This window comes from Phyllobacterium sp. 22552, assembly GCF_052044585.1.
Lineage (GTDB): Bacteria > Pseudomonadota > Alphaproteobacteria > Rhizobiales > Rhizobiaceae > Phyllobacterium > Phyllobacterium ifriqiyense.
The window spans coordinates 159914-181331 of the sequence record NZ_JBQENG010000008.1; the positions used below are offsets into that span (position 1 = coordinate 159914).

Genomic DNA, 21418 nt, shown 5'->3' on the forward strand with positions numbered 1-21418 from the left:
TCGCCGTTGCTGAAAGCGCCACAAAGACATTTAGGGCAAGCAACTCTCCAACTGCAGGAAAATGTACTAATGGCAAGTGCGTGTCATCGACCGTTGTTCAAAATCCTCTCAAGGCCTAGGTCCCAGTACGGCTGATTTCCAAACAGACCGACGAGCCAATCGATGAACACCCTCACTTTTGGCGCCAGTTCACGGGAACTTGGATATAACGCCCACAGCGTCTGCGTGGAGATTAGCGGGTAGTCGGGAAGCACTGGCACGAGGGTACCAGAGCGGATTTCGTCCGATGCGCACCACGTGGCCATAAGAGCGATGCCGAGCCCGGCAGAAGCGGCGTCGCGGACGGCTGTCCCGTCATTGATGCGAATGCTAGGGGCGACACGCCGCTCAATCACCTCTGCATCTTTTCCTCGAAACGTCCAAAGATCGAGCGTGCCAACGACGAGGCATGTGTGTTCAACTAAATCGTCAGGTGTCTTTGGCCGACCGCGTTGCTGGATATACTCGGAGGACGCAACCAGCACCCGGTTGTCTGGTGCAAGCCGTCGCGCAATGAAAGACGAATCACTGAGCTCGGTGTAACGAACCGCCACATCAAAGGCACCTTCGACAAGATCAACGATGCTGTCCGAGATCCGGAAATCGAGGGTCAGTTCAGGATACTGCCTACAGAAGTGGGGCAGACCTGGCACAATATGCATCCGCGCGAACGAGGCCGGAGCAGCAACCCGCAATGTGCCGCGAGGCGCGGCTTGCTCTCGCCCAAGAGCCGCTCGAGCGGATTCAGCCGCATTCACAACATTTTCTGCATGCGGCAGAAAGGCGAGGCCGTCCTCGGTCAGGGTCGCTTGCCGTGTCGTGCGATGAAGTAGTCTGGCGCTGAGCTTTCGCTCCAGCGCCGCCAGTCTGGCGCTGGCTCCCGCCGGCGTTAAGCCTACGTCGCGAGCTGCAGCGCTGATGCTACGGAGTTGGGCGATGCGTATGAACAGGTTCAAGTCGTCTACATCCATGAGGTTACTTTCAAAGATTTGTTGAAACTGATCCTAAAGCAGGCCAGCTACCAAAGGCAATCGCAGTAAATCATATATCAAGCATCACGACCGCGCCATGGCTTATGGGGACCGTCAACACTCTGATGAAAGGATATCGTCATGACCAAGACCTTGAAGGCAGCCGTTTCCGCAATCGTACTAGTGGCTAGTTTGGCAGCCCAGACGGCACTTGCCACAAAAGCAAATGCACTTGAACCAATTGAGGGCAGCATCACGTTTCAAGGACAGCCAAGAACAAAACTGCTCAAGTCTTCTATTGGAAGTACTTTCACCCACCGCTTCAAAAACTATGAGGAAACTTACAGGCTTAGGGAAGACCGGTCGCTGGAGATCGTAAGCCGTCGGAAATACCCATGAACAAACGATGAGACCCTTGAGTGTCTATCAAGGCGCACGCTTCGACAGCCATCGGCAAAATCCTGTTTGTTAAAGCGGGGTTGCCGACGGCAATTGCTACCAAAATGTCCTGGAGGCGCCTGAGGCAACCCTGGGCTTTGGGAAGCGCTTCTACGCACTGCAGCAGACGGGCTCCGTATAGCCCGTCTGCCTGATGGTGTGACGAAACCTGCGTTCAGCGCCGCGCTAATCGTAAAAACCGCAGCTGCACACTATTGTCAACAAACGAGGATCTAAAATGAAAGCGATGATACTCAACTCTTTTGGCGGTTCGGATTCGTTCGTGCTTTCTGACGTACCGAAGCCCGTTCCGCAGGCGGGAGAAGTCTTGGTGCGCGTATATGCTACGTCGATCAATCCGTTGGACTACCAGGTTCGGCGCGGTGACTATCACGACTATGTACCATTGCCGGCCATTACTGGTCATGACGTATCCGGCGTGGTCGAAGCGATCGGACCGGGCGTGACGATGTTCTCTCCAGGAGACGAAGTCTGGTACACGCCGCAAATCTTCAACGGCCAAGGAAGCTATGCCGAATACCATGTTGCGAACGAGACCATCATCGGACGGAAGCCGAGAACGCTCAGTCATTTAGAAGCAGCCAGCCTGAGCCTTGTGGGCGGGACGGCGTGGGAGGCCTTGGTGTCGCGTGCCGCTTTGAGAGTGGGAGAAAGCATCCTGATCCATGGTGGCGCGGGAGGGGTCGGTCATGTTGCGATCCAGGTCGCAAAAGCCATCGGCGCGAAGGTCTTCACGACCGTACGCGAAGATAATTTTGAATTCGCACGACGTGTTGGCGCAGATGTCGTCATCGACTACAGGAAAGAAGATTATGTCAACGTTATAATGCGGGAAACAGGTGGCCGGGGCGTCGACGTCGTATTTGATACCCTTGGCGGTGACACGTTGTCCCGTAGCCCACACGTGCTCGCGGATCTTGGACGCGTCGTTTCGATTGTAGACATCGCACAGCCACAAAACCTCATTGAAGCATGGGGCAAGAACGCAAGTTATCACTTCGTGTTCACAAGGCAGAACCAAGGCAAGCTTGATGAACTAAGCACATTGGTGGAGCGTGGTCAGTTGCGGCCGCACGTTGGGGCTGTTTATACGCTTGCTGACATTTCTCTCGCCCATGCGCTGCTCGAGACTCCGAACAACGGTGTTCGGGGCAAGATCGCGATTGCCGTCGACCCGTCGGCCGGCACTGCGCGTAAGAGCTCATAACCGCTTAAATTCACTTCAAAGGTGCAACCATGATTTATGAGATTGCTGTGCTGCCCGTTTACAAGAAGCACATCTAAGCGTTCAGACAAGCATTCGCTGAAGTGCGTCCGTTGCTCAGCCGTGCGCATGGTTACCAAGGCCATGTTCTGGCGCAAGGGATCGAAACGCCCGAAGTCTTCAACCTCATCGTGCGATGGGGCTCGCTCGAGGATCACACTCCAGGTTTTGAATCCAGCGAAGATCACGAGGTGTTCATGAGAGGCATACAAGAATTTTTTTCGGACGAACCGACAGTCTATCATCTCGAAGGTGGCGCTTTTGCCGCCACCGGACAGGATGATGGAGACGCTGCAGCAACATAGGCAACGCCGCTCAAGTGATTTTGGGATAAACTGTCAGGTGGTTGTCGGGTTGTTTTGACGACCACCCAATTGCTGAACGAAGGTCTCGTTGCCAATCAAGTGAAGGAAGGCATTCAGAAGCAGATTGGAGTTCTATGGTGGGACTAGCAGGTATTAGGCGCAAAATCGGGCGGAGATACAGACTGGGCGGCATCGAGAATCCTCTCTTCTGAAAGGGCAACGCACGAAAGTTTTTTTGGAGGCCAAGAAGATCGACCAACTGCTTCCAGTGAATGCCTAAAACTCAACAAGCCATCATATCAAATGACAACTCACCTAGAAGGAGACACGCATGAAGGCCATCGGATACAAAACCCCTTCGCCCATCGCGGCCGCGAATTCGCTCATTGACATCGAACTGCCGACGCCGCGGCCTGAAGGCCGCGACATTCTGGTCGAAGTGAAAGCGATTTCGGTCAACCCGGTCGACTACAAGATCCGTCGTAGCACTGGGCCAGCAGACGGGGCCGAATGGAAAGTGATTGGTTGGGATGCTGTGGGAGTGGTCGCCGCGGTCGGGTCAGATGTCGCCAATTTCAGGCCGGGAGACGAGGTCTGGTATGCAGGCTCCGTTATCCGTCCAGGCGCAAACGCCGAATTTCATCTCGTCGATGAGCGCATTGTCGGCAGGAAGCCTTCAAAGCTCGGCTGGGCCGAAGCGGCGGCACTGCCATTGACCTCGTTGACGGCATGGGAGGCCCTCTTTGATCGCCTGGATGTGAAGAAGCCGGTACCCGGAGCTGCTGCCGCCATCCTGATCATCGGCGGCGCTGGCGGAGTGGGATCGATCGCCATCCAGATCGCGCGCCAATTCACGGACCTGACTGTTATTTCGACGGCCTCGCGTCCGGAAACCAGGGATTTCGTCAAGTCACTGGGTGCGCATTATGTAGTCGATCACTCGAAGCCGCTGGCCGGCCAGATAGCGGCACTGGGCATAGGCGCTCCTGCCTTCGTCTTCTCCACAACACAGACCGCGCAGCATGTTGATGACATCGTCGAGCTAATCGCGCCGCAGGGCCGTTTCTGCCTGATCGATGATCCATCAGGCTTCGACATCATGAAGTTTAAGCGCAAGGCCGTATCTATCCACCATGAACTTATGTTCACTCGCGCCATCTACGGCACGCCTGACATGGACGAGCAGGCAAGGATCCTGAACAAAATATCGAGTGCCGTCGATGATGGAAGGATTCGTACAACTGCCAAGCAGAACCTTGGCGAGATCAATGCAGCAAACCTGAAGAAGGCGCACGAGCAACTCGAGAGCGGTTCGACCATAGGCAAGGTCGTGCTCGAAGGCTTTGCCTGATCGGAAGTCGGGCGGCGCACAGGTCGGGCCGCCTCACTCGCAATCCCCCGACCAACAGCCTGCCGCCCCATGTCGCTGTGGTTCTGGCCTCTCTACCCCTTCGAACGTCGCCGACGCCTTTTTGCAAATGAGATATTGCAGGGAGCTGAACACCTTTCGATTGCGGCCCGCGACCACATGCGAACTGTTACGTCCGAGAAGGCAAGAGTAATCGATGCATGGGCGGCGGCAGGAAAGATCGAGAAAATCGATGCCCGGGCGCGAAACAGTCGTCGTTCGTTTGGCCGCTTTCTTCCTGTTGTTGCCAAATCAAATATCAACAAGGGGGATAACTAGCGGGTCTGCAGTCCACACCCTGTTCGAGATAGACTATTGAAAAGCCGAGACAAAGCAGGCATTTAATAGGTATTGTAGACATCTGCGCCACAATCGAAATCGGTGAAAATTAGCCTATTATCGGCATTTTCAAAGGAAGGGTTGCTGACAGCTTCCCTATTTATACGCAACAGTAATCTGTAGGTCGAGGGTTCGACTCTAATCAAGATCGCGGGTCGGCCGGTGATTTGAACCCTAAACGCTAAAAGCGTAAGCCAAGTCAGTCGCGTTGACCTCGATCTTGACCTCCATTGTCTGAAAGGCGTGCGCTCTGCAGATCGATGATGTAATCCCAAGTCTGACGTCCTTACGAAGGGGCAGGGTGTCCGTTGGGGTGCTGGAGACGAAGTCTTGCGCCCAAGTTTGGAGCTTATTGTCGATATCGCTATATTGCTGCGTGGGCCAGCGCTATGAGATCAGTCCAATCTTGGTCGGATAGAGGAACAGATAGTTGATGGCGATGTCAAACACAGGCCATGCCACCGCTCTCAATTGACTGTCGCCATACTATCGACAACGAGATTGTCGGTAGGGCCTGAAACGTCGCCGAAGCGATTGCTTTGCCAAATACATCGTTCAACCAGCTGAGTTGTGCTTGGAGAGAAGTTGCTATCTCATCGCTCGGTTCGCGCTGACCTACATCAGATCTCGCGCGATACGCTTCTCCTCGAACATCTTCTGGAAGATCTCCGTTTCGCCTTCATAGGCAATGACCGAGGCGCTGATGATCCAATCCTTTTCCGTGCAGGCTATTGATGAGGTTGCGACCGTCCGAACGAACCAACCGGGGCGCTGCATGTCGCAGGTCCAGGTCGAGATGCCGGACATTGACAGCGGGTCATCCGGCGCGATCGACCAAGTTTCCTCACGCAGCTGCCGCGTAGACAGGCCAGTGAGAGGATGCTCGAAAAGGCCGGTATCCTCCTGGATTTCATAGCGGGTAATGCCGGCTGAGAGATCGCGTACCACCAGCCGCTTCGTTAACGACGGCGATTGCTCAATATATTTCGGTAGTGGATCGGGATTGTCAGGCTGTTTCACGTCGATGAGCTCATGCGCCCCAAGCAGGGGCAGGCCAAGACAGATCGAGGTAATGTCGATTGTCAGACCCGGATCTTGGGGAGGTGGCAGAACCATAGGCCAATAGGCAGTCGACAGTGACAGACGAAGGCGGTGCCCCTTGCGGAAACGGTAGCCGCAGGCATCAAGAACCAGGTTCACAGTCGTGCGTTCACCCTTGCTCATAGGTTCGGGCGTGACATTGCCGTTGCGATGGGCGAGGTTGAGCAGGCCGAAAGAGACGCGTGTTGCCGTACCATCCGGATGGATATCGACAAGTCTTGCGCAGAGATTGGTGGTTTCCGCATCGCATCTGAGCGCCAGCGTCACGAGCGGACGGCCGAGATAATCATGATCTTCGGTCAGCGGCGCGGTCTGAAAGGTCAGCGATCCAGCTTCGTCGACACGCTGATCGATCGCCAGTTCTGCATCCGGCTTCAGTGTAAACCACTCGCCCGAGGCGGTGCCCGTGTCGAGCGGCGAGCGCAGATAGACTGGGTGCTCCGGCGCGTGCGGGATCGGTATGCCCTCCGTCAAGGTGCCGAACTGCTCGACATAAAAGCACTGCAGGTCAGGCTGCTGCCATTTTCGTTTTGCGATCCAGAAGCCAGGATCGAAATCGCGGCGTATTGCAGGTTTGATGGCATCGAGAATATAGGCGCGCACCGACGGCAGGTTTTCCGCACCGTTTTCTTCGCCGCGCAGCCAACGGTTCCACCAGGCGATGGCCTCACCATGGAAATCGGCGCGTGGCTTTGGCCAGGCCAAATGCGGATATTTGTGAACCCATGGGCCGATGAGCGCTTTCGCCTTGTCGCCGAGACCTTCGATCGCCTTCAGCGGCGTGTTGCGATAGCCGTCCGCCCAGCCAGCAATGACCATGGCCGGCACGTCGAATTCGGCGAAATTCTCGCAAATCGAACCATGCCGCCAATAATCATCGCGGCGCTGATGCTCCAGCCATTCCTCCATGAAGAAGGGTTCCTGCTTCAGTCGCTGCAGCCACATATCTCGCCAGTCGTCACCGACGATTGCCGGATCTGGTGAACGCGATTGGTAGCCGAGCATGGTTGCCGCCCAGGAAAGCTGGGCGGAGAGGTGGCAGCCGTTCTTGTAGTGGATGTCGTCATTATAGCGGTCGACCGTAGAGGCGATCGATATCACTGCCTTCAGCGCCGGGGGCTTCAGAGCCGCGACCTGCAGGCAGTTGAAGCCGCCCCAGGAAATGCCCATCATGCCAACAGAACCGTTCGACCAAGGCTGTGCGGCGATCCAGCCGATCAGCTCGCGGGCATTGGCGAGCTCGAGCTCGGTATATTCTCCATCGATGACGCCGCTGGATTCGCCGGAGCCTCGTATATCAACGCGAACGCCAGCAATGCCAGCAGCGGCAAAGACCGGATAGGTGGATTCATCACGCGGGCTCGTTCCATCGCGCTTGCGGTAGGGCAGAAACTCGAAAACCGCAGGCACGGGGTCGCTCTCCGCACCGTGCGGCATCCAGATGCGTGCGGCAAGCCGCGTCCCGTCCTTCAGGGTGATCCACTGATTTTCGATGCTGGTGAAACTGCGCTCGGTCATGATCACATATTCCCGAAAAGGTTTAGGTGTTGAACCACACACGGCTGCCGATATAGCCATTGGACATATCATTGCCGATATCATCGACATATCCCTTTAGCGTTTTCGAAGAGGCCATGATGTAGTCGTTAAAAACGGGCAGGATCAGACCGCCATCGTCCCGCACCATCAGAGCCAGCTGTCGATAAAGCACCTTGCGCTTGGCTTCATCGAGCTCAGACCGGGCCTGCAGTACCAATTTGTCGAAGTCAGGGTGCTTGAAACGCGTATCGTTCCAATCCGCGGTCGACAGATAGGAGGTGGAGTAGCGCGAATCCTGGGTCGGACGGCCACCCCAGAAGGATGCGCAGAAAGGCTGCTTGTTCCAGACACTTGACCAATAGCCGTCTTCCGGTTCACGCTTGACGTCGATCGTAATGCCAGCCTTGCGCGCGCTTTGCTGGAAAAGGCTCGCCGCATCCACGGCGCCAGGAAAGGCTGCGTCGGAGGTGAGCAATTGAACCGGACGGTCGAGCCCCGATTTTTTGAAGTGGAAGGCGGCCTTGTCTGGATCATATGGGCGCTGCTCGATATCGTTTGGCGCGAGGACATAGTTGGAATTGACCGGATAGTCGTTACCGATTGATCCATAGCCGCCTAGAATTTTATCCAGGATCGACTGGCGATCGATGGCATATTTCAACGCAAGCCGCAGATCATTGTTGTCGAAAGGCGCCGTATCGCAATGCATCAAAAAGCAATAGAAGCCCTTGCCGGCATTTCGGACAATTTCTACATTGGGTGCGCGCTGCAGCATCGGGACCGTTTTCGGGTCAATAGTGTTGACGAAATGGACCTGGCCGGAGGCAAGCGCTGTAATACGGGCGGTGTTGTCGTTGATGACGAGTATTTCGACGCTGTCCACAAAGCCGCGCTCCGCGCGCCAATCCTTGGAGTTCTTCTCGAAGGTTGCGCGAACACCGGGTTGGAAAGTTTTCAGAATATAAGGGCCGGTGCCGATGGCGGCCGCAGGCTTGTCGATCCCGCCATTCGGCTGGATGATAAGGTGGTAATCGGTGAGAAGGAGCGGGAGATCTGCATTGCCTTCTGAAAGCGTCAGCACAAGATCGCCCGCTTTTTCTTCAATAGTGGCGATCGAAGTGAGCAGACCGAGGGCCCCCGACTGCGAATTTTTGTCCGCATGCCGTTTCAGTGTCGCGACGATATCGGCGACGGTCATCTTGCTGCCGTCGTGAAACTGCACATCGTTCCTGATCTTGAAGGTCCAGACAGATGCATCCGCTGACGGCGTCCAGGAAGAGGCCAGCGACGGTACAGCGGCGCCTGTCTTTGGATCGGATTCGACGAGCGTATCGCCCCACAGGCGGCCGATGACGAACAATACGGAGGCGCTGTATGTTGCCGGGTCGAGCGCATCGCTGCTAGCGCCACCCTTGAGACCGAGCTTCAGATGGCCGCCGCGTTTCATTTCCTGGGCGCGGGCATCACGCGGCAGCAGCAGCCCCGAGGCAAGGCTCGGTAAAGCGCCGAGCGCGACGGCACCGCCGAGGAAGTGGCGGCGGCCGATTTTCAGCTGTGAAGATTGATCCTTTGAATGCGTCATCGCAGTTCCCTCGTTTTCTATTTTGTAGCGGGGAATGTAGAGGTCGGGGCGGCTCACGCAATTTCGCGACTTGACGCTTCTTTAAGCAAGTTTACGCTGGGCTTTCTGAAATGGAGTGGCTGATGCCTTATCTGGTCGAGAACCTCAAAATTGCCTGTGCAACACAGCGTTCCATTTCGCAACTGTGCCGTGCGATAAATATCAACCGGCAACAATTCAATCGATACATTAACGGCCAGACGAGACCGTCTGCCCATAATCTCGCGCGTATCGCCAACTATTTCGATCTCGACACAGCCGACTTTGGTCTCGCTCCCAAGCATTTTCGCGAGCGCCTTCGGAAACCGACCCTCGGCCTCGATGAAAATTCAGAGCTATTAAAGGGGTTCCCCGGAAATCTGACGGCGCTGCGGCGCCATATCGGCTATTTTCAGACCTATCATCGCTCGCCATCCTGGCCTGGAATGGTCGTCTGCTCGTGCAGCCGCCTTATCGAGCGGAGGGGTCTGGTACATGTCAAGTCAATGGAACGTCTGCGGGACCCTGGAAACGGCATCCAGCAGTTTTCGAAATATGTGGGCTTGGCGGCCTTCTATCGGAACCGGATCTTCATTACGGAGCGTGTCGTCGGCCCGAACTCCATGTTGTCCCAGACGATCCTCCTGCCTTTCGATCAGTACCAGCGCGTCTATTTGCGCGGAACAACAATGGGAATTTCCTGGCGAAGGGAAAACCTCCCTTATGCCTCACGGATGATCTGGCGCTATGTGGGCGTCAAGCCAGACTTACGCGAACTTCTTGCGCGCTGTGGCCCTTTGCCATTAACGTCGCGCCACCTACCACCGACGGTGCGCTCATTCCTCGCGGATCCGGCTGCAGAAGTATATGCTATGCCAGCAGAGTATTAAGCATCTGATTGTCCGGTTCAGCTGGTCGGCGTAACCGTTAGGTCGGAGAATGATACGGTGGCCGGTCGATTCTCGAACCTCCAACCAACATTGGTTGGTCCTCAGCTACGTAGAAAAAACGCTCGAATACGCTGAAAAGCTGCGCTTTGCGGGAAAGTAGCGGAAGAAATGACCTTATGTGAAATGCAAATATAGACCGATTATTGCGATCGGCGCATGAGTCTTTTGCCGTCTTGGTAAGCGCCCACTAGGGGCTGAACATCGTTTTCGATTTGGGGCAAGCACGCGACAATCGAAAGGGGCGATCAATCGACCGGACTGTGTCTGTTTCGAGAATTTCGGGCATTGGGTCATCGTTGATTGTCATTCTCATTCCAAAGCAACGGTCATGAGGAGCGGCATCATGGCACCGAGAATACCAATATTGCCAAGCCCGCCAAGTGAAACCACGAATCCAGCGAAAAGGGTGATATTGGCATTTCTGAGTATCGATGATTATGAATGGCTTAGGAGACAAGCTTCGAAGGCCGATGGTTCGATTCGGTTCAAGGCGTGGCATTTGCAACTCGCCTCAGCGCTCGTTTCGGAGCAAGAGCCTTCCTGACAGGTAGCGATGCGCTCGGCCGACAGCAGGTTTGGACGGAGCAATACTCGCGTCCTGTTCGGCTTCGACAACAATCCAACCCTTGTAACCGCCTTTGCGGACCAACTGGAACCCAGGATCGAAATCCACGTCACCGTAACCCGGGACGGTAAACATGCCGGCCCGGACGCCGTCATTAAAGCTCATGTTGCCATCCCGTACCCTCGCTAGGACTTGAACTCTCACGTCCTATCGATGAATGTGAGCAATTCGATCGACGAAACGCTCGATGAGGCGGGTGAAATCGAACCCCGCGGCGCGAGCGTGGCCCGTGTCCAATAGCAGTCGCACCTCCGGGCCGGCGGCGTCGAAGATGGCGCTGATTTCCTCGAAGGTTTCCGCTACCATCATCAGGTGATGATGGTAGGCGAGCCTCAGCCCACAGGCGTCTTTGAGCCTTCTGGAAAAGGCGGTAAGTTTGGCGGCGTAGGGAACGATGCCCGTCAGTGCCAAGGTCAAGTGTTTCGACATCGGCGCGTCGAGTGGCTTTTCGGGATACCCGCGACATTATGGAACGCTTCCACAACGCATTTGAGAAGCATCGCCCCGAAGACCTCGACGATCTCATCGGCGAGGGCTGTATCCTCGAAAATACGGCGCCGACGTGGATGGAGCACGCTACGAGGGGCGTGAGGCTTGCCTCACTTCTGGAAGGGAGTGGCGTCGTCCGCCAACCTTGTCTTCAAAGCGGAGGAAATCTCCGCGATTGGCGACCGCGGGATCATCCGCTGGCAGCTTCGCTGGAGCGAGCGCGAAGCGGACCGGATTCGAGGCGTCAACATCATGTGCGTCCGGGACGGAAAGATCGTCGAGGATTTGGGGTACGTGAAGGGGGGCCGACGTGTGCGATCTTAAACCATGCGAGGTGACTCTCCCGAGAGACGTATAATGTGGGCTGGCCAGTATATGCACGGGCTCCCTGCGCGGAAAATTGGCGATTTGCGCGTGTTAACGCGCAGAGAACTGCGGTTTCATTGGCTTCCGAGCCGCCGACGGTAAAATGCCCTCCCGCACCCTCTGGAAATCCCAGGCGGGTACTAATAGCAGTCACAGTGTGGCGTTCGATATCCACGGCTGCTGGAGCGTGTGTCCAAACGGCGAGTTGGGGATTGAAAGCTGCAACGATACGATCGGCGCACTCAGCGGCATATGTTGGCGCTGGATTGAAGAGCCCGAAATATCGTGGATTAGTCATTGGAACGGTGCCAAAAGCCGTGGCGTCCGCGACAAACTCGCTGACTGATATGAGATCACGCGGTGTCAGAAAATCGTAGGATGCCAAATTCTGATTGAATGGATCTTGTTCGATCGTTACTGACGCTTTGCCATCATGTATACGCTGCAAGCGATCAGTGATCAGCTTGGTAATCTCCATATCGTTCTCGATACGGGCAGTGCTATCAACAAACATAGCGTTCATGGTTGTTCCTTAGCTGGAATTGTGCGGCAAGCGCGGCTTGATTGTAAACCCGCCTCCATGATGTGAGTTTTAGAAAGCAAAGCGCTCGGCAAGTGCGTTGGAAGGCTTTCGATTCGGCTTTTTGCGAAGGATCGCTTGCCTGCAGATTGGAATAAGGTTCGGTCAATTGGTCCTGGCGTCCGCTTCATCAAAAGAGACCATGACGCGACCCTATCAGATGCCATTGAATGCTGAATCGATCTATTCTAATGCCAAGTATTAGGAACCCTAAACTCTCACGGCCGCCAGCCAGTTTGTTGCCGTCCGAGCGGGAGATGGCCGATCACAAGTGTAAGTATCTCATTGCCGCCAATGCGGCATCGAGGTCTGACGGAGGGCGGCCTGGCCAGGCCTCAAACTACAGGATGAACTTTTTTCAGCGCCTGCGTGACAATGCCCTGTTCATGGCGAGGACGACGCCGCCCAATGCGATGACCAGAATGCCGAGGACGACCCATGGAAAAGCGGCTGTGCTAGAGCGGTCGAACAGAAGGCCGCCAACCACACCGCCAGCCGCGACCGCTGTGCGGGCGGGTCACCATCATCGCACCGTACGCGGCATTGCGTCCAAAAAATGTGCTGAGCGACTTGAAGGCTTCGCGTTCGTGTGTCGTGAGGTCAGACGGAGTGGGGTCGCCGCTGTTGATCGCTCTGGTCAGTTCACCTGGAACCGTCGCGGGCATATTGAGATGTATCGCACGCAAACCCTTTGGTGCTTGGCGAGCCAGCGCATCGGACACTACCGAGCCGTGATCCCCACCCTGGGAAACGTAGTGCTCATATCCGAGCCTTTTCATGAGGGTGTCCCAAGCTCGTGCAGTGCGATCAGGACCCCAGCCCAAATCCGTCGGCTTCCCGGAAAAGCCGTAGCCGGGGATGGAAGGGATGACAACATCAAACGCATCCTCGGGGCGGCCGCCGTAAGCTGTGGGGTCGGTAAGAGGGCCGGTGGACTTATGGAACTCGAATGTTGAACCCGGCCAACCGTGAGTGAGAACCACGGGGAGGGCGTTGGGATGACGGGAGCGGACATGGATGAACTGAATCTCAACCCATCGATCGTGGTGATGAATTCCGGCAATGAATTGAGCTGCGTCTCGGCTTTACGCCAGTTGTAATCATTGCCCCAATAGCGAACCAGTTCCTGAACTTGCGCCAGTTAAATACCGAGGTATCATCGACGGTTTCCTTGTCGGGCCAGCGTGTCTCGGAAATGCGCTTGCGTAATTCGTCGAGTTGGGATTGTGGGACGTTGGTGTGGAACGGACGGATACTCTCGTCCGAACTGGTGCTTTTCGCCGACGTGGCCGAAATGGTATCGGCGGCCATGGCCGGCAGGATGTATCCCGCGGGAACGAGCATGAGGGAGCCAACCGCAACTGCGATCAGGCGGCCAGCAAAATGCACCCGAATAGTGGCGGCGTTTCAGTTCTAGGCAGGTACTCTCCGTTGTTTGCCTGTTGGTGACGCAGGGCAGGCTAGAAGGGGGCATTATCCAGCATGTTTTGAAAATTGCCGGAGGTGTATCCGAGCGTAGCATCGCGATTCTGAGCCCGCTCCCCGCATCAGTCGCAAAAGCCTTTTCGATGAGGTCTGCGGCACAGTGAACACTGCGGCTCTCTCGGGGATCCGGATCATGCGACTGTAGGGTCAGGGGTCGACTTGTTGCTTGATCGAATGTGCTTGCGACGCGCCTTAAGCGCGATACGGCCTCGCTAAGGCAAATCTCGTCTTATCGATCCAGAGGAAATTTTTGGCGAAAGTGTTCTGGCGATGCCAAGTGGCGATTGCTGTCGTATCCTGGACGGTGCCAACAGGCGCAGGCAGCGCCACCGCTCCCTGCGCCTGTTGCCTGCCGATTTGTTATTTTGAGGGTACGACCAGGGCCTGGCCTTTCCGGACGATATAGGTGGCAAGCTCCGAGGCTTTGCCGGGGCCTACATTTTCCGCCGAGTGAACAACACCTGTGGGAATGAAGAGTGATTGACCGGCGGAAAGCGTGACCGGCTCGTGTCCGTCCAATTTATACTCGAGCGTTCCTTCGATCACATAGGCGATCTCTTCACCAGGGTGGGAATGCCTGGCGGCCAGAACACCCGGGAGAAAATCGACACGGACCTGGATGACTTCGTGGCCGGCCACGTTGAGATCGCTCCTGATGAGATCCGTCCGTCGCAGTGGTTCATCGGCGAACGCCTGCAACGACGTTATCGCGCTCATGAGAAACAGGAGGGCTGCGGCAAATGCGTTGATCGGTTTCATGACTGTGTCCTTTCGGGATGGTTGAAGAAGGAATAAAGAATGGGAGGAAATCGTGAACGCGGCAGAGGCGCTTACTTGCTCTGTGTGCCAACGTGCCGCGCCGCTGTCTCGATGACGTCGGCAACTTTCTCAGCTTGCGACGCGAAGACGGCGTGGCTTGCCTTGATCTCGGTCACAACGCTGCCGGCGCGCTTGGCCATCTCACGTTCCAGTTCGGGATTGATCGAGCGGTCTTCGGTTGCAACAATTGACCAGCTCTGCTTCGTCTTCCAGGCGGGATCGCCGATCTTTTCGGTGAAAGCGTCCTTCGAGGCGAAGACCTGCGACCTTGCCAGAAACGCCGCGTCGTCTTTCGGCAGGTCCGCGGCGAAGTCGTTCGCGAAGGCGGCGGGGTCGAGATAGAGATATTTCCCGTCCTTCGTTTCGCGGATATTCATGCCACCAGCCCGCTTTGAGCTTGCGAGGCTGAGCAGGCTTTCCCCCTTGTCCGGCTGGAAAGCTGCCACGTAGACGAGGCCCGCGACAACAGGGCTGTGGCCCGCTTCGGTGATCACCATGCCGCCATAGCTGTGACCGACGAGAAGCGTCGGGCCGTCCTGTAGGTCGAGCACGCGATTGGTGGCTGCGATATCGTCGGCAAGCGACGTGATCGGCTCTTGTACGATCGTGACGTTGAAGCCGCGTTGAACGAGGATATCCGATGCCTTGCGCCAGCCCGAACCATCGGCAAGTGCGCCATGGACGATGACGATATTTTTGACTTCGGCGGCCTGTGCGGCGAAGGCAATCACGCTCGTGGCGAAGGCGAGAGCGAGGGTCGAGATGTAGTGACGGTTCATGGGTATGACTCCTGTCGTTTGTGGGTGGTTGGGTAAGGGAGATGAGGTTTCAGCCGAAGGTGAAGGCGTAGGCTTCGACGTCGGGATCGAGGAAACGGATTTCGAACGTTCGTTCCTCTACGTCGCCGGACTGGCGGACGAGCTGGTAGAGTTTTGTTGAGGTCACCGTGCCGTAGCCGTCAGCATCGGTATCGGCGCCATGGCTGGTTCCGGGAGGCTTGCCGTCGATCGTCACCTGGAAGCGGATAGGTTTGCCGGCGGCCCTGGGTCCAAGGACCAGATGCAGGTCGCGAGCACTGAAACGGTAGACAATGCTGCCATCCGCCTGGTCCAGCACGGCCTGTTCAGCGCCGACTGTCCATGTTCCGGAGAGGCCCCATTCATTCAGGCCCGGTTCGTCGATGGAATACGCATTAGCGGCATCAGCATGCAGGCCTTCCGGAGAGACGAAGCTGGCGGCGCGTTTGTAGCCCAGATAGGTTTCGCCGGAACGGACGTTCTTGAGGTCGGGGCTTGTCTCGGCACCTTTGGCGTCTGGCGTCACTGGTGCAGTTGCGCCCATCTTGCTGCCGGCTTCGCGTAAAAGGTCCTGGATGGCCTGCTCGGTCTGGCGATAGTTGCCTTCACCGAAATGATGGTAGCGGATCTGACCCTTGGCATCGATCAGGTAGTGTGCCGGCCAGTAGCTGTTTTCGAAGGCGCGCCAGATCTTGTAGTCGTTGTCGATCGCAACCGGATAGCCGATCTCGAAGTCATCGACCGCCTTTTTGACATTGTCGATCTTCTTTTCGAAGGCGAATTCCGGGGCATGCACGCCGATGACAACCAGGCCCTGGTCTTTGTACTTTTCGGCCCAGGCGCGGACATAGGGAACGGTTCGAATGCAGTTGATGCAGGAATAGGTCCAGAAATCGATGAGAACGACCTTGCCGCGAAGCTCTTCTATCGTCAGCGGCGGCGAGTTCAGCCATTCGACGGCGCCATTCAACGATGGTGCTGCGCCTTCGATAGGCAAATTGCTGCGGAACGGCTGTGTTGTATCGACGACAGCAGACACTGTGCTGTTGCTGGCAACCTCGGATGAAGTTTGGATTTCAGGCTTGTCGTGTAGTTGGTCAAGCACAGTCTGTTCGAAGGCGCCCGTGCCCGCATAGGAAAGCCGTGCCAAGAGGCCAGTGTCCAGGCCAAGGGCAATGACGGCAACTCCGGCCAGTACCGCAGCACCCAGCACCTGGCGAATACGCTCGCTGACGCCGAGCGACCGCTTCATGCCGGCAAAAATCTTACCCCCGACAAGAAGGGCAATGGCAAGCGATGTCGCGGCACCTGCGGCATAAGCGACTAGCAGAAAAGTCGTCTGGAGATTGGCGCCTTGCAATGCCGCACCCGTCAGCACGAGACCGAGGATCGGCCCGGCGCAGGGTGCCCACAGCAACCCGGTCGCAACGCCGAGGATGAAGGAATTTGCGGCAGTCGATTCGGAGCCGGGTTTGCCCGACGCGTTCAGCAGTCTATTGCCGAAGTCAACGACCGGCTGGGTGATGACGCTTGCAACGCGTGGCGACAAAAGGCTGACCCCGAAGAGTGCGAGCAGCAAGAGGGCGGCGAGGCGACCATATTCATTGGCATGGACCGCCCAACTGCCACCGACCGCTGCAAGCGTAGCGACCAGTGCGAAAGTGACACTCATGCCGATCAGCATGGGCAGCGTGCTGCGGATGAAAGGCTGCCCCGCACGGGCAAAAACGAAGGGGAGAATGGGAAGGATGCATGGGCTGAGGATTGTCAGCGCTCCCCCGAAATAGGCAATGATGAGAAGAGTCATCGTCGTTTCCTTGAAACCGGTTGATCGGGTTCTGGACGGCGATGGGCACGACCAGCAACGGAGCCAATCTGGTCGGTACGACGTATCCCGGATGTGTCCGGCTTCAATGAGAAGTGTACCGCTGTGTAGCAAACTGCCGGGTTCACGACAGAGAGACACAAATCATCGGCGGCCGCTTGGATGAGGCGGGGCGAATTGTATCAGAACGTATCGAGGACGCCCGATGCTACATCCGTATTCAATTCCGGGCGTGACGGGACACATGGGGGATACATCCGACCGGCTTTCTTCCAATCACGATCATTCGAGATGGAGAGAACGATGTCCCCTGAATTCAACCACCAGCGCCGCCGCTTCTTCGGTATCGCCGCAATGACTGTGGCTGCCGCCGAATTGGGCATTGCCGCGATAGCCAATGCCCAGTCGTCCGGCGCACCGTCAGGTTCTGCCAACGCGGTAGCGCGCACCTCCTTCGCAGCGCTGAAGCAGATCAAGGCAGGCGTGCTGGATATCGGATACGCAGAAGCCGGCCCAGCGGATGGTCCCGTCGTCCTGCTCATTCACGGCTGGCCATACGACATTTACAGCTATGTTGACGTCGCACCGATCCTGGCCGATGCAGGCTACCGCGTCATCATTCCCTACCTGCGCGGCTATGGTACGACCCGCTTCCTTTCGAACGAGACGCCGCGTAACGGCCAGCAGGCAGCGTTGGCTGCAGACATGATCGCCTTTATGGATGCACTGGGTGTGGAAAAGGCAATCCTGGGCGGATATGATTGGGGCGCTCGCACCGTCAACATCATGGCGGTTCTCTGGCCTGAACGCTGCAAGGCGATGGTTTCGGTCAGTGGCTACCTCATCGGCAGTCAGGAGATCAACAAGAAGCCTTTGCCGCCCAAGGCAGAACTCTCCTGGTGGTACCAGTTCTACTTCGCAACCGAACGCGGCCGGCTCGGTTATGCCGCCAACTCGCGCGAATTTGCAAAACTGATCTGGCAGACGGCTTCGCCAACTTGGAAGTTCGACGATGCGACCTTCGATCGCTCGGCTGCCGCATTCGATAATCCGGACCATGTGGACATCACCATCCATAATTATCGCTGGCGGCTCGGCCTTGCCGAAGGAGAAGCGAAATATGACGCTTACGAGAAGGAGCTGGCGATGGGGCCGATTATCACCATTCCTGCGATCACCATGGAAGGCGATGAGAACTGTGCGCCGCATCCCCACCCATCCTTCTACGCCAAGAAGTTTTCCGGACAATACGAGCACCGAAATGTGACAGGCGGTGTCGGGCATAATTTGCCCCAGGAAGCGCCTTCGGCGTTCGCCCAGGCCATACTTGATGTCGCGAAATTCTGAACGGCGGCGTTGTCGCGAGAAAACCCCTTTACTCGCGCCGGCCGACAAGCGCAAATAACGGCTGCAACGCGTCCAACAGGTACTGTTTGAAAGACCACAGATGGAACATGTCGACCACATTCTGATTGTCGATGATGATCGTGAAATTCGCGAACTGGTATCGAGCTACCTGAAAAAGAACGGTCTTCGGACCACGGTTGCCGCCGATGGCCGGCAGATGCGCAATTTTCTTGCCGCGGGCACGGTTGATCTGATCGTGCTCGATGTGATGATGCCGGGTGACGATGGGCTCGTTCTTTGCCGGGAACTTCGCGCCGGCAAGCACAAGGCAACGCCGGTCGTCATGTTGACAGCGCGCGACGATGAGATGGACCGGATCATCGGGCTTGAAATGGGCGCTGACGACTATCTGCCGAAGCCCTTCGCGGCGCGTGAGCTACTGGCCCGCATCAAGGCGGTATTGCGGCGCACGCGAATGTTACCGCCCAACCTGCAGATCAGCGAGGCTGGCCAGATCCTGACGTTTGGCAACTGGCGGCTCAACACTGTTGGCCGGCATCTTCTCGACGGGGAGGGAACAGAGATCGCACTTAGTGGTGCCGAATACCGGCTGCTGCGGGTGTTCATTGATCACCCGCAGCGCGTACTGAACCGCGATCAGATCCTGAACCTCACGCAGGGCCGCGATGCCGAACTTTTCGATCGCTCAATCGACCTTCTGGTGAGCCGTCTACGCCAGCGGCTAGGCGACGATGCACGCGAGCCGACCTACATCAAGACTGTGCGGGCCGAAGGCTATGTGTTCTCCGTACCAGTCGAGATTTCGGTGCCCAGGGCATGAGAGAGGCTGGCAAATCACGTTTCAGCTGGTGGCCAGGCACGCTACGCTCCCGTCTCTTCCTGATCCTGTTTGCCGGACTGACGATCGCCTATAGCCTTTCGTTCAGCATTCTTTTTGCCGAACGCTACATGTCGGCCAAGGCCGTCATGCTTGGTACGCTGGAAAGTGACCTGGCAACGTCGATCGCGGTGATCGACCGGCTACCCCCAAGCGAGCGGGCAGAATGGCTGGACCGCCTGAGCCGGGGCAACTACCGCCTTGTTCTTGGGCCGGGTCTTCCCGGTGTGCCTGACATGTCGGGCCGCGGAGCGGAGATTGCAGAACGGATAGAGGAAGCGGCAGGCAACAAGTTTCCAATTCGCGTTGAAGCCATTCCAGGTGACGGCAAGCGACTTCAGGGCCATCTGACGCTTTCAGACGGTGCACCGCTAACCATTGACGTGACGCCGCGCGGCGTCATGCCGTTGGCAGACTGGCTGCCATATGTGTTTGCCGCACAGATGGCGCTGCTGATCCTATGTACCTGGTTTGCGGTGCGCCAGGCAGTTCGCCCGCTTGGCGATCTCGCGGCCGCCGCCGATGCACTTAATCCCAACAGGAAGGGGTTCCCATTAAGCGAGAGCGGGCCGAGCGAAGTCGCCAATGCGGCGCGCGCCTTCAACACCATGCGCGATCGTATCGCCCATTACCTGGAAGAACGCGTGCAGATTCTCGCGGCGATCTCGCATGATCTGCAGACGCCGATCACGCGCATGCGCCTGCGCGCCGACATGGCCGACGATACTCCGGAAAAGGACAAGCTGGTTAGTGACCTGCAGGAGATCGAACGGTTGGTCCAGGACGGAATCGCCTATGCGCGTAGTTCTCACGGTAATGGGGAGAAAACATCTCGCATTGATCTGTCGTCCTTTATCGACAGCATTGCCTACGACTATCAGGATATTGGAAAGGCGGTCACCGTTGCAGGCATCGTTCAGGGAACGGCTGTGACCAAACCGCACGCGTTGCGGCGTATCCTGACCAACCTCATCGACAACGCCCTCAAATTTGCGGGAGCTGTTGAGATCAGCGTTAAACGGACTGGCGAGGGAAATACCCGCATTATGGTCAGCGACCGTGGGCCAGGTATTCCAGACGACAAGCTGGAGGCCGCCATGCAACCGTTCTACCGGCTTGAGTCTTCGCGCAATCGCGACACCGGAGGTACGGGGCTTGGACTGGCCATCGCTCAGCAGCTTGCCGTCTCGCTTGGCGGCGCAGTAAGGATCTACAACCGCCCCGGCGGAGGCCTCGCCGCAGAGATATCGCTGCCCTGAAGAATGCCCGTTTGGTGCACTGTGTGTGAAAGGGTAACCCGGCAGGCCGCTGCTATGCTTTGATACATTTCCACCTTTTCCGGAAATATGCCGGATACGTCGAGGCATCAAAACGCTCCTGTCAACAACGTCGCCCCGTGCGACAGAAGGAAGGAATGTCCGATGACCACCATCGAAAAGATAATCTATAGCGGCAAGACCCACACCACTGGCGGGCGCGACGGCGCGGCGCGCAGCGACGATGGGCAGCTTGACGTAAAGCTTTCACCTCCGGGCAGTGATAAGCCCGGCACCAATCCCGAGCAGCTCTTCGCGGCCGGTTGGTCCGCCTGCTTCATCGGGGCCTTGGGCCTTGCGGCCACCAAGCGCAAGGTCCGGTTGCCAGCCGAGACCGCCATCGATGCGGAAGTCGATCTGGGCATGACCGGAGACGCCTATGGCCTGCAAGCGCGATTGAACATCAGCCTGCCGGGCCTTGAAGCCGATGTTGCGCGCGCGCTGATCGACGAAGCGCACCAGACCTGCCCCTATTCGAAGGCCACGCGTGGCAATATCGCGGTCGAGTTGAAGCTTGTTTGAGAGTCTTTCAATCAACGGAGTATTTGATGAAATGCCTGATTGTTGGCATGCTGGCACTGGCTGTTTTTGCAGCGTCCTGCGTCTATGACGTGTTCTCGCAGGAACCATCTCCTCTGACCGCGCTTGCCGCAGCTATTGGTCTTTGACGTAGAAAAACCGGCAGTGCTGAGGAGACAGCGCCTTCAGAACGGTCCCTTGCACTGCCGGGGTTTGTCGGCTTCATTATTACACGGGTCGACTGGTGATTGTAGAATTCAGGAAACAATTAGATTTGTCTAGAATCCACTATGATGGGCATTTTCAAAGGAAGGTTTCCTGACAGGTTTTGTAATTGAACAAATGCGGAATCCTGGACAAGGATGGTCAAGATTTAC

At 56.8% G+C, this 21418-nt stretch carries 18 protein-coding genes and 3 pseudogenes; 11 read left to right on the top strand and 10 right to left on the bottom strand.

Going from position 1 to position 21418, the window contains the following annotated elements:
• Positions 1-83 precede the first annotated feature (83 nt).
• Positions 84-1010: a LysR family transcriptional regulator gene (locus ACTJI9_RS18775; protein WP_440810139.1), complete on the bottom strand. Its 927-nt coding sequence runs from the start codon at positions 1008-1010 to the stop codon at positions 84-86.
• Between the two features lie 141 nt (positions 1011-1151).
• Between ACTJI9_RS18775 and ACTJI9_RS18780 the strand changes: the two genes are divergently transcribed.
• From ACTJI9_RS18780 to ACTJI9_RS18800, 5 genes and pseudogenes are all read left to right on the top strand, one after another.
• Complete coding sequence (locus ACTJI9_RS18780; protein ID WP_440810141.1) at positions 1152-1409, top strand: hypothetical protein; 258 nt, start codon at positions 1152-1154, stop codon at positions 1407-1409.
• A gap of 277 nt (positions 1410-1686) precedes the next feature.
• Positions 1687-2676 (top strand): zinc-dependent alcohol dehydrogenase family protein, encoded by a 990-nt coding sequence (locus ACTJI9_RS18785; RefSeq protein WP_440810144.1) that lies wholly within the window; start codon positions 1687-1689, stop codon positions 2674-2676.
• Positions 2677-2765: 89 nt separating this feature from the next.
• Positions 2766-3038: pseudogene (locus ACTJI9_RS18790) on the top strand (antibiotic biosynthesis monooxygenase family protein); the annotation flags it as partial.
• Between the two features lie 331 nt (positions 3039-3369).
• Positions 3370-4389 (top strand): zinc-binding alcohol dehydrogenase family protein, encoded by a 1020-nt coding sequence (locus ACTJI9_RS18795; protein ID WP_440810145.1) that lies wholly within the window; start codon positions 3370-3372, stop codon positions 4387-4389.
• A gap of 69 nt (positions 4390-4458) precedes the next feature.
• Positions 4459-4725, top strand: a complete 267-nt coding sequence (locus ACTJI9_RS18800; protein ID WP_440810147.1) for a TetR family transcriptional regulator C-terminal domain-containing protein — start codon at positions 4459-4461, stop codon at positions 4723-4725.
• 675 nt (positions 4726-5400) lie between these two features.
• Here ACTJI9_RS18800 and ACTJI9_RS18805 read toward each other — a convergent pair.
• Together ACTJI9_RS18805 and ACTJI9_RS18810 are read right to left on the bottom strand one after the other, a co-directional pair.
• Positions 5401-7404 (bottom strand): CocE/NonD family hydrolase, encoded by a 2004-nt coding sequence (locus ACTJI9_RS18805; protein WP_440810150.1) that lies wholly within the window; start codon positions 7402-7404, stop codon positions 5401-5403.
• A gap of 22 nt (positions 7405-7426) precedes the next feature.
• The gene (locus tag ACTJI9_RS18810) at positions 7427-9007 is read right to left on the bottom strand and encodes an ABC transporter substrate-binding protein (RefSeq protein ID WP_440810153.1); all 1581 of its coding nucleotides are present in this window, start codon (positions 9005-9007) and stop codon (positions 7427-7429) included.
• Positions 9008-9129: 122 nt separating this feature from the next.
• Here ACTJI9_RS18810 and ACTJI9_RS18815 point away from each other — a divergent pair, with 122 nt between their 5' ends.
• Positions 9130-9915, top strand: a complete 786-nt coding sequence (locus ACTJI9_RS18815) for a helix-turn-helix domain-containing protein (protein ID WP_440810156.1) — start codon at positions 9130-9132, stop codon at positions 9913-9915.
• A 571-nt stretch (positions 9916-10486) separates the two neighbouring features.
• On the opposite strand, the gene ACTJI9_RS18820 is transcribed toward ACTJI9_RS18815, so the two are convergent.
• Both ACTJI9_RS18820 and ACTJI9_RS18825 read right to left on the bottom strand, forming a co-directional pair.
• A complete protein-coding gene (locus ACTJI9_RS18820; RefSeq protein WP_440810159.1) occupies positions 10487-10705 on the bottom strand; it encodes a hypothetical protein in 219 nt (72 codons plus the stop codon).
• A 42-nt stretch (positions 10706-10747) separates the two neighbouring features.
• Positions 10748-11029, bottom strand: a complete 282-nt coding sequence (locus ACTJI9_RS18825) for a hypothetical protein (RefSeq protein WP_440810161.1) — start codon at positions 11027-11029, stop codon at positions 10748-10750.
• A gap of 38 nt (positions 11030-11067) precedes the next feature.
• Here ACTJI9_RS18825 and ACTJI9_RS18830 point away from each other — a divergent pair.
• Positions 11068-11413 (top strand): annotated as a pseudogene (locus tag ACTJI9_RS18830) (nuclear transport factor 2 family protein).
• Here the strand turns inward: ACTJI9_RS18830 and ACTJI9_RS18835 are convergent.
• The 5 genes and pseudogenes from ACTJI9_RS18835 to ACTJI9_RS18855 form a co-directional block, all read right to left on the bottom strand.
• Complete coding sequence (locus tag ACTJI9_RS18835; protein WP_440810164.1) at positions 11340-11978, bottom strand: pyridoxal-dependent decarboxylase; 639 nt, start codon at positions 11976-11978, stop codon at positions 11340-11342. The pseudogene ACTJI9_RS18830 and the gene ACTJI9_RS18835 sit on opposite strands and share 74 nt — an antisense overlap.
• 560 nt (positions 11979-12538) lie before the next feature.
• Positions 12539-13379, bottom strand: a pseudogene (locus ACTJI9_RS18840) (epoxide hydrolase family protein); the annotation flags it as partial.
• Between the two features lie 501 nt (positions 13380-13880).
• Complete coding sequence (locus ACTJI9_RS18845; protein WP_440810166.1) at positions 13881-14279, bottom strand: cupin domain-containing protein; 399 nt, start codon at positions 14277-14279, stop codon at positions 13881-13883.
• A gap of 71 nt (positions 14280-14350) precedes the next feature.
• Positions 14351-15118, bottom strand: a complete 768-nt coding sequence (locus tag ACTJI9_RS18850) for an alpha/beta hydrolase (RefSeq protein ID WP_440810168.1) — start codon at positions 15116-15118, stop codon at positions 14351-14353.
• Positions 15119-15167: 49 nt separating this feature from the next.
• Positions 15168-16943: a cytochrome c biogenesis protein DipZ gene (locus ACTJI9_RS18855; protein ID WP_440810170.1), complete on the bottom strand. Its 1776-nt coding sequence runs from the start codon at positions 16941-16943 to the stop codon at positions 15168-15170.
• Positions 16944-17264: 321 nt separating this feature from the next.
• On the opposite strand from ACTJI9_RS18855, the gene ACTJI9_RS18860 reads away from it, so the two are divergent.
• The 4 genes from ACTJI9_RS18860 to ACTJI9_RS18875 all read left to right on the top strand — a co-directional run bounded on the left by ACTJI9_RS18860 (position 17265) and on the right by ACTJI9_RS18875 (position 21044).
• Positions 17265-18308: an alpha/beta hydrolase gene (locus ACTJI9_RS18860; protein WP_440810173.1), complete on the top strand. Its 1044-nt coding sequence runs from the start codon at positions 17265-17267 to the stop codon at positions 18306-18308.
• A 100-nt stretch (positions 18309-18408) separates the two neighbouring features.
• A complete protein-coding gene (locus tag ACTJI9_RS18865) occupies positions 18409-19149 on the top strand; it encodes a response regulator (RefSeq protein WP_440810174.1) in 741 nt (246 codons plus the stop codon).
• Entirely contained in the window at positions 19146-20465 is a 1320-nt protein-coding gene (locus ACTJI9_RS18870; protein ID WP_440810177.1) for a sensor histidine kinase, read from the top strand. The genes ACTJI9_RS18865 and ACTJI9_RS18870 overlap by 4 nt, the downstream gene beginning before the upstream one ends.
• A gap of 162 nt (positions 20466-20627) precedes the next feature.
• Positions 20628-21044, top strand: a complete 417-nt coding sequence (locus tag ACTJI9_RS18875) for an organic hydroperoxide resistance protein (protein ID WP_440810180.1) — start codon at positions 20628-20630, stop codon at positions 21042-21044.
• Positions 21045-21418 lie beyond the last annotated feature (374 nt).

Coding starts and splice junctions, on each gene's coding strand:
- ACTJI9_RS18775 (WP_440810139.1), bottom strand. CDS start 1,010: ATGGATGTAGACGACTTGAACCTGTTCATACGCATCGCCCAACTCCGT.
- ACTJI9_RS18780 (WP_440810141.1), top strand. CDS start 1,152: ATGACCAAGACCTTGAAGGCAGCCGTTTCCGCAATCGTACTAGTGGCT.
- ACTJI9_RS18785 (WP_440810144.1), top strand. CDS start 1,687: ATGAAAGCGATGATACTCAACTCTTTTGGCGGTTCGGATTCGTTCGTG.
- ACTJI9_RS18795 (WP_440810145.1), top strand. CDS start 3,370: ATGAAGGCCATCGGATACAAAACCCCTTCGCCCATCGCGGCCGCGAAT.
- ACTJI9_RS18800 (WP_440810147.1), top strand. CDS start 4,459: ATGTCGCTGTGGTTCTGGCCTCTCTACCCCTTCGAACGTCGCCGACGC.
- ACTJI9_RS18805 (WP_440810150.1), bottom strand. CDS start 7,404: ATGACCGAGCGCAGTTTCACCAGCATCGAAAATCAGTGGATCACCCTG.
- ACTJI9_RS18810 (WP_440810153.1), bottom strand. CDS start 9,007: ATGACGCATTCAAAGGATCAATCTTCACAGCTGAAAATCGGCCGCCGC.
- ACTJI9_RS18815 (WP_440810156.1), top strand. CDS start 9,130: ATGCCTTATCTGGTCGAGAACCTCAAAATTGCCTGTGCAACACAGCGT.
- ACTJI9_RS18820 (WP_440810159.1), bottom strand. CDS start 10,705: ATGAGCTTTAATGACGGCGTCCGGGCCGGCATGTTTACCGTCCCGGGT.
- ACTJI9_RS18825 (WP_440810161.1), bottom strand. CDS start 11,029: ATGTCGAAACACTTGACCTTGGCACTGACGGGCATCGTTCCCTACGCC.
- ACTJI9_RS18835 (WP_440810164.1), bottom strand. CDS start 11,978: ATGAACGCTATGTTTGTTGATAGCACTGCCCGTATCGAGAACGATATG.
- ACTJI9_RS18845 (WP_440810166.1), bottom strand. CDS start 14,279: ATGAAACCGATCAACGCATTTGCCGCAGCCCTCCTGTTTCTCATGAGC.
- ACTJI9_RS18850 (WP_440810168.1), bottom strand. CDS start 15,118: ATGAACCGTCACTACATCTCGACCCTCGCTCTCGCCTTCGCCACGAGC.
- ACTJI9_RS18855 (WP_440810170.1), bottom strand. CDS start 16,943: ATGACTCTTCTCATCATTGCCTATTTCGGGGGAGCGCTGACAATCCTC.
- ACTJI9_RS18860 (WP_440810173.1), top strand. CDS start 17,265: ATGTCCCCTGAATTCAACCACCAGCGCCGCCGCTTCTTCGGTATCGCC.
- ACTJI9_RS18865 (WP_440810174.1), top strand. CDS start 18,409: ATGGAACATGTCGACCACATTCTGATTGTCGATGATGATCGTGAAATT.
- ACTJI9_RS18870 (WP_440810177.1), top strand. CDS start 19,146: ATGAGAGAGGCTGGCAAATCACGTTTCAGCTGGTGGCCAGGCACGCTA.
- ACTJI9_RS18875 (WP_440810180.1), top strand. CDS start 20,628: ATGACCACCATCGAAAAGATAATCTATAGCGGCAAGACCCACACCACT.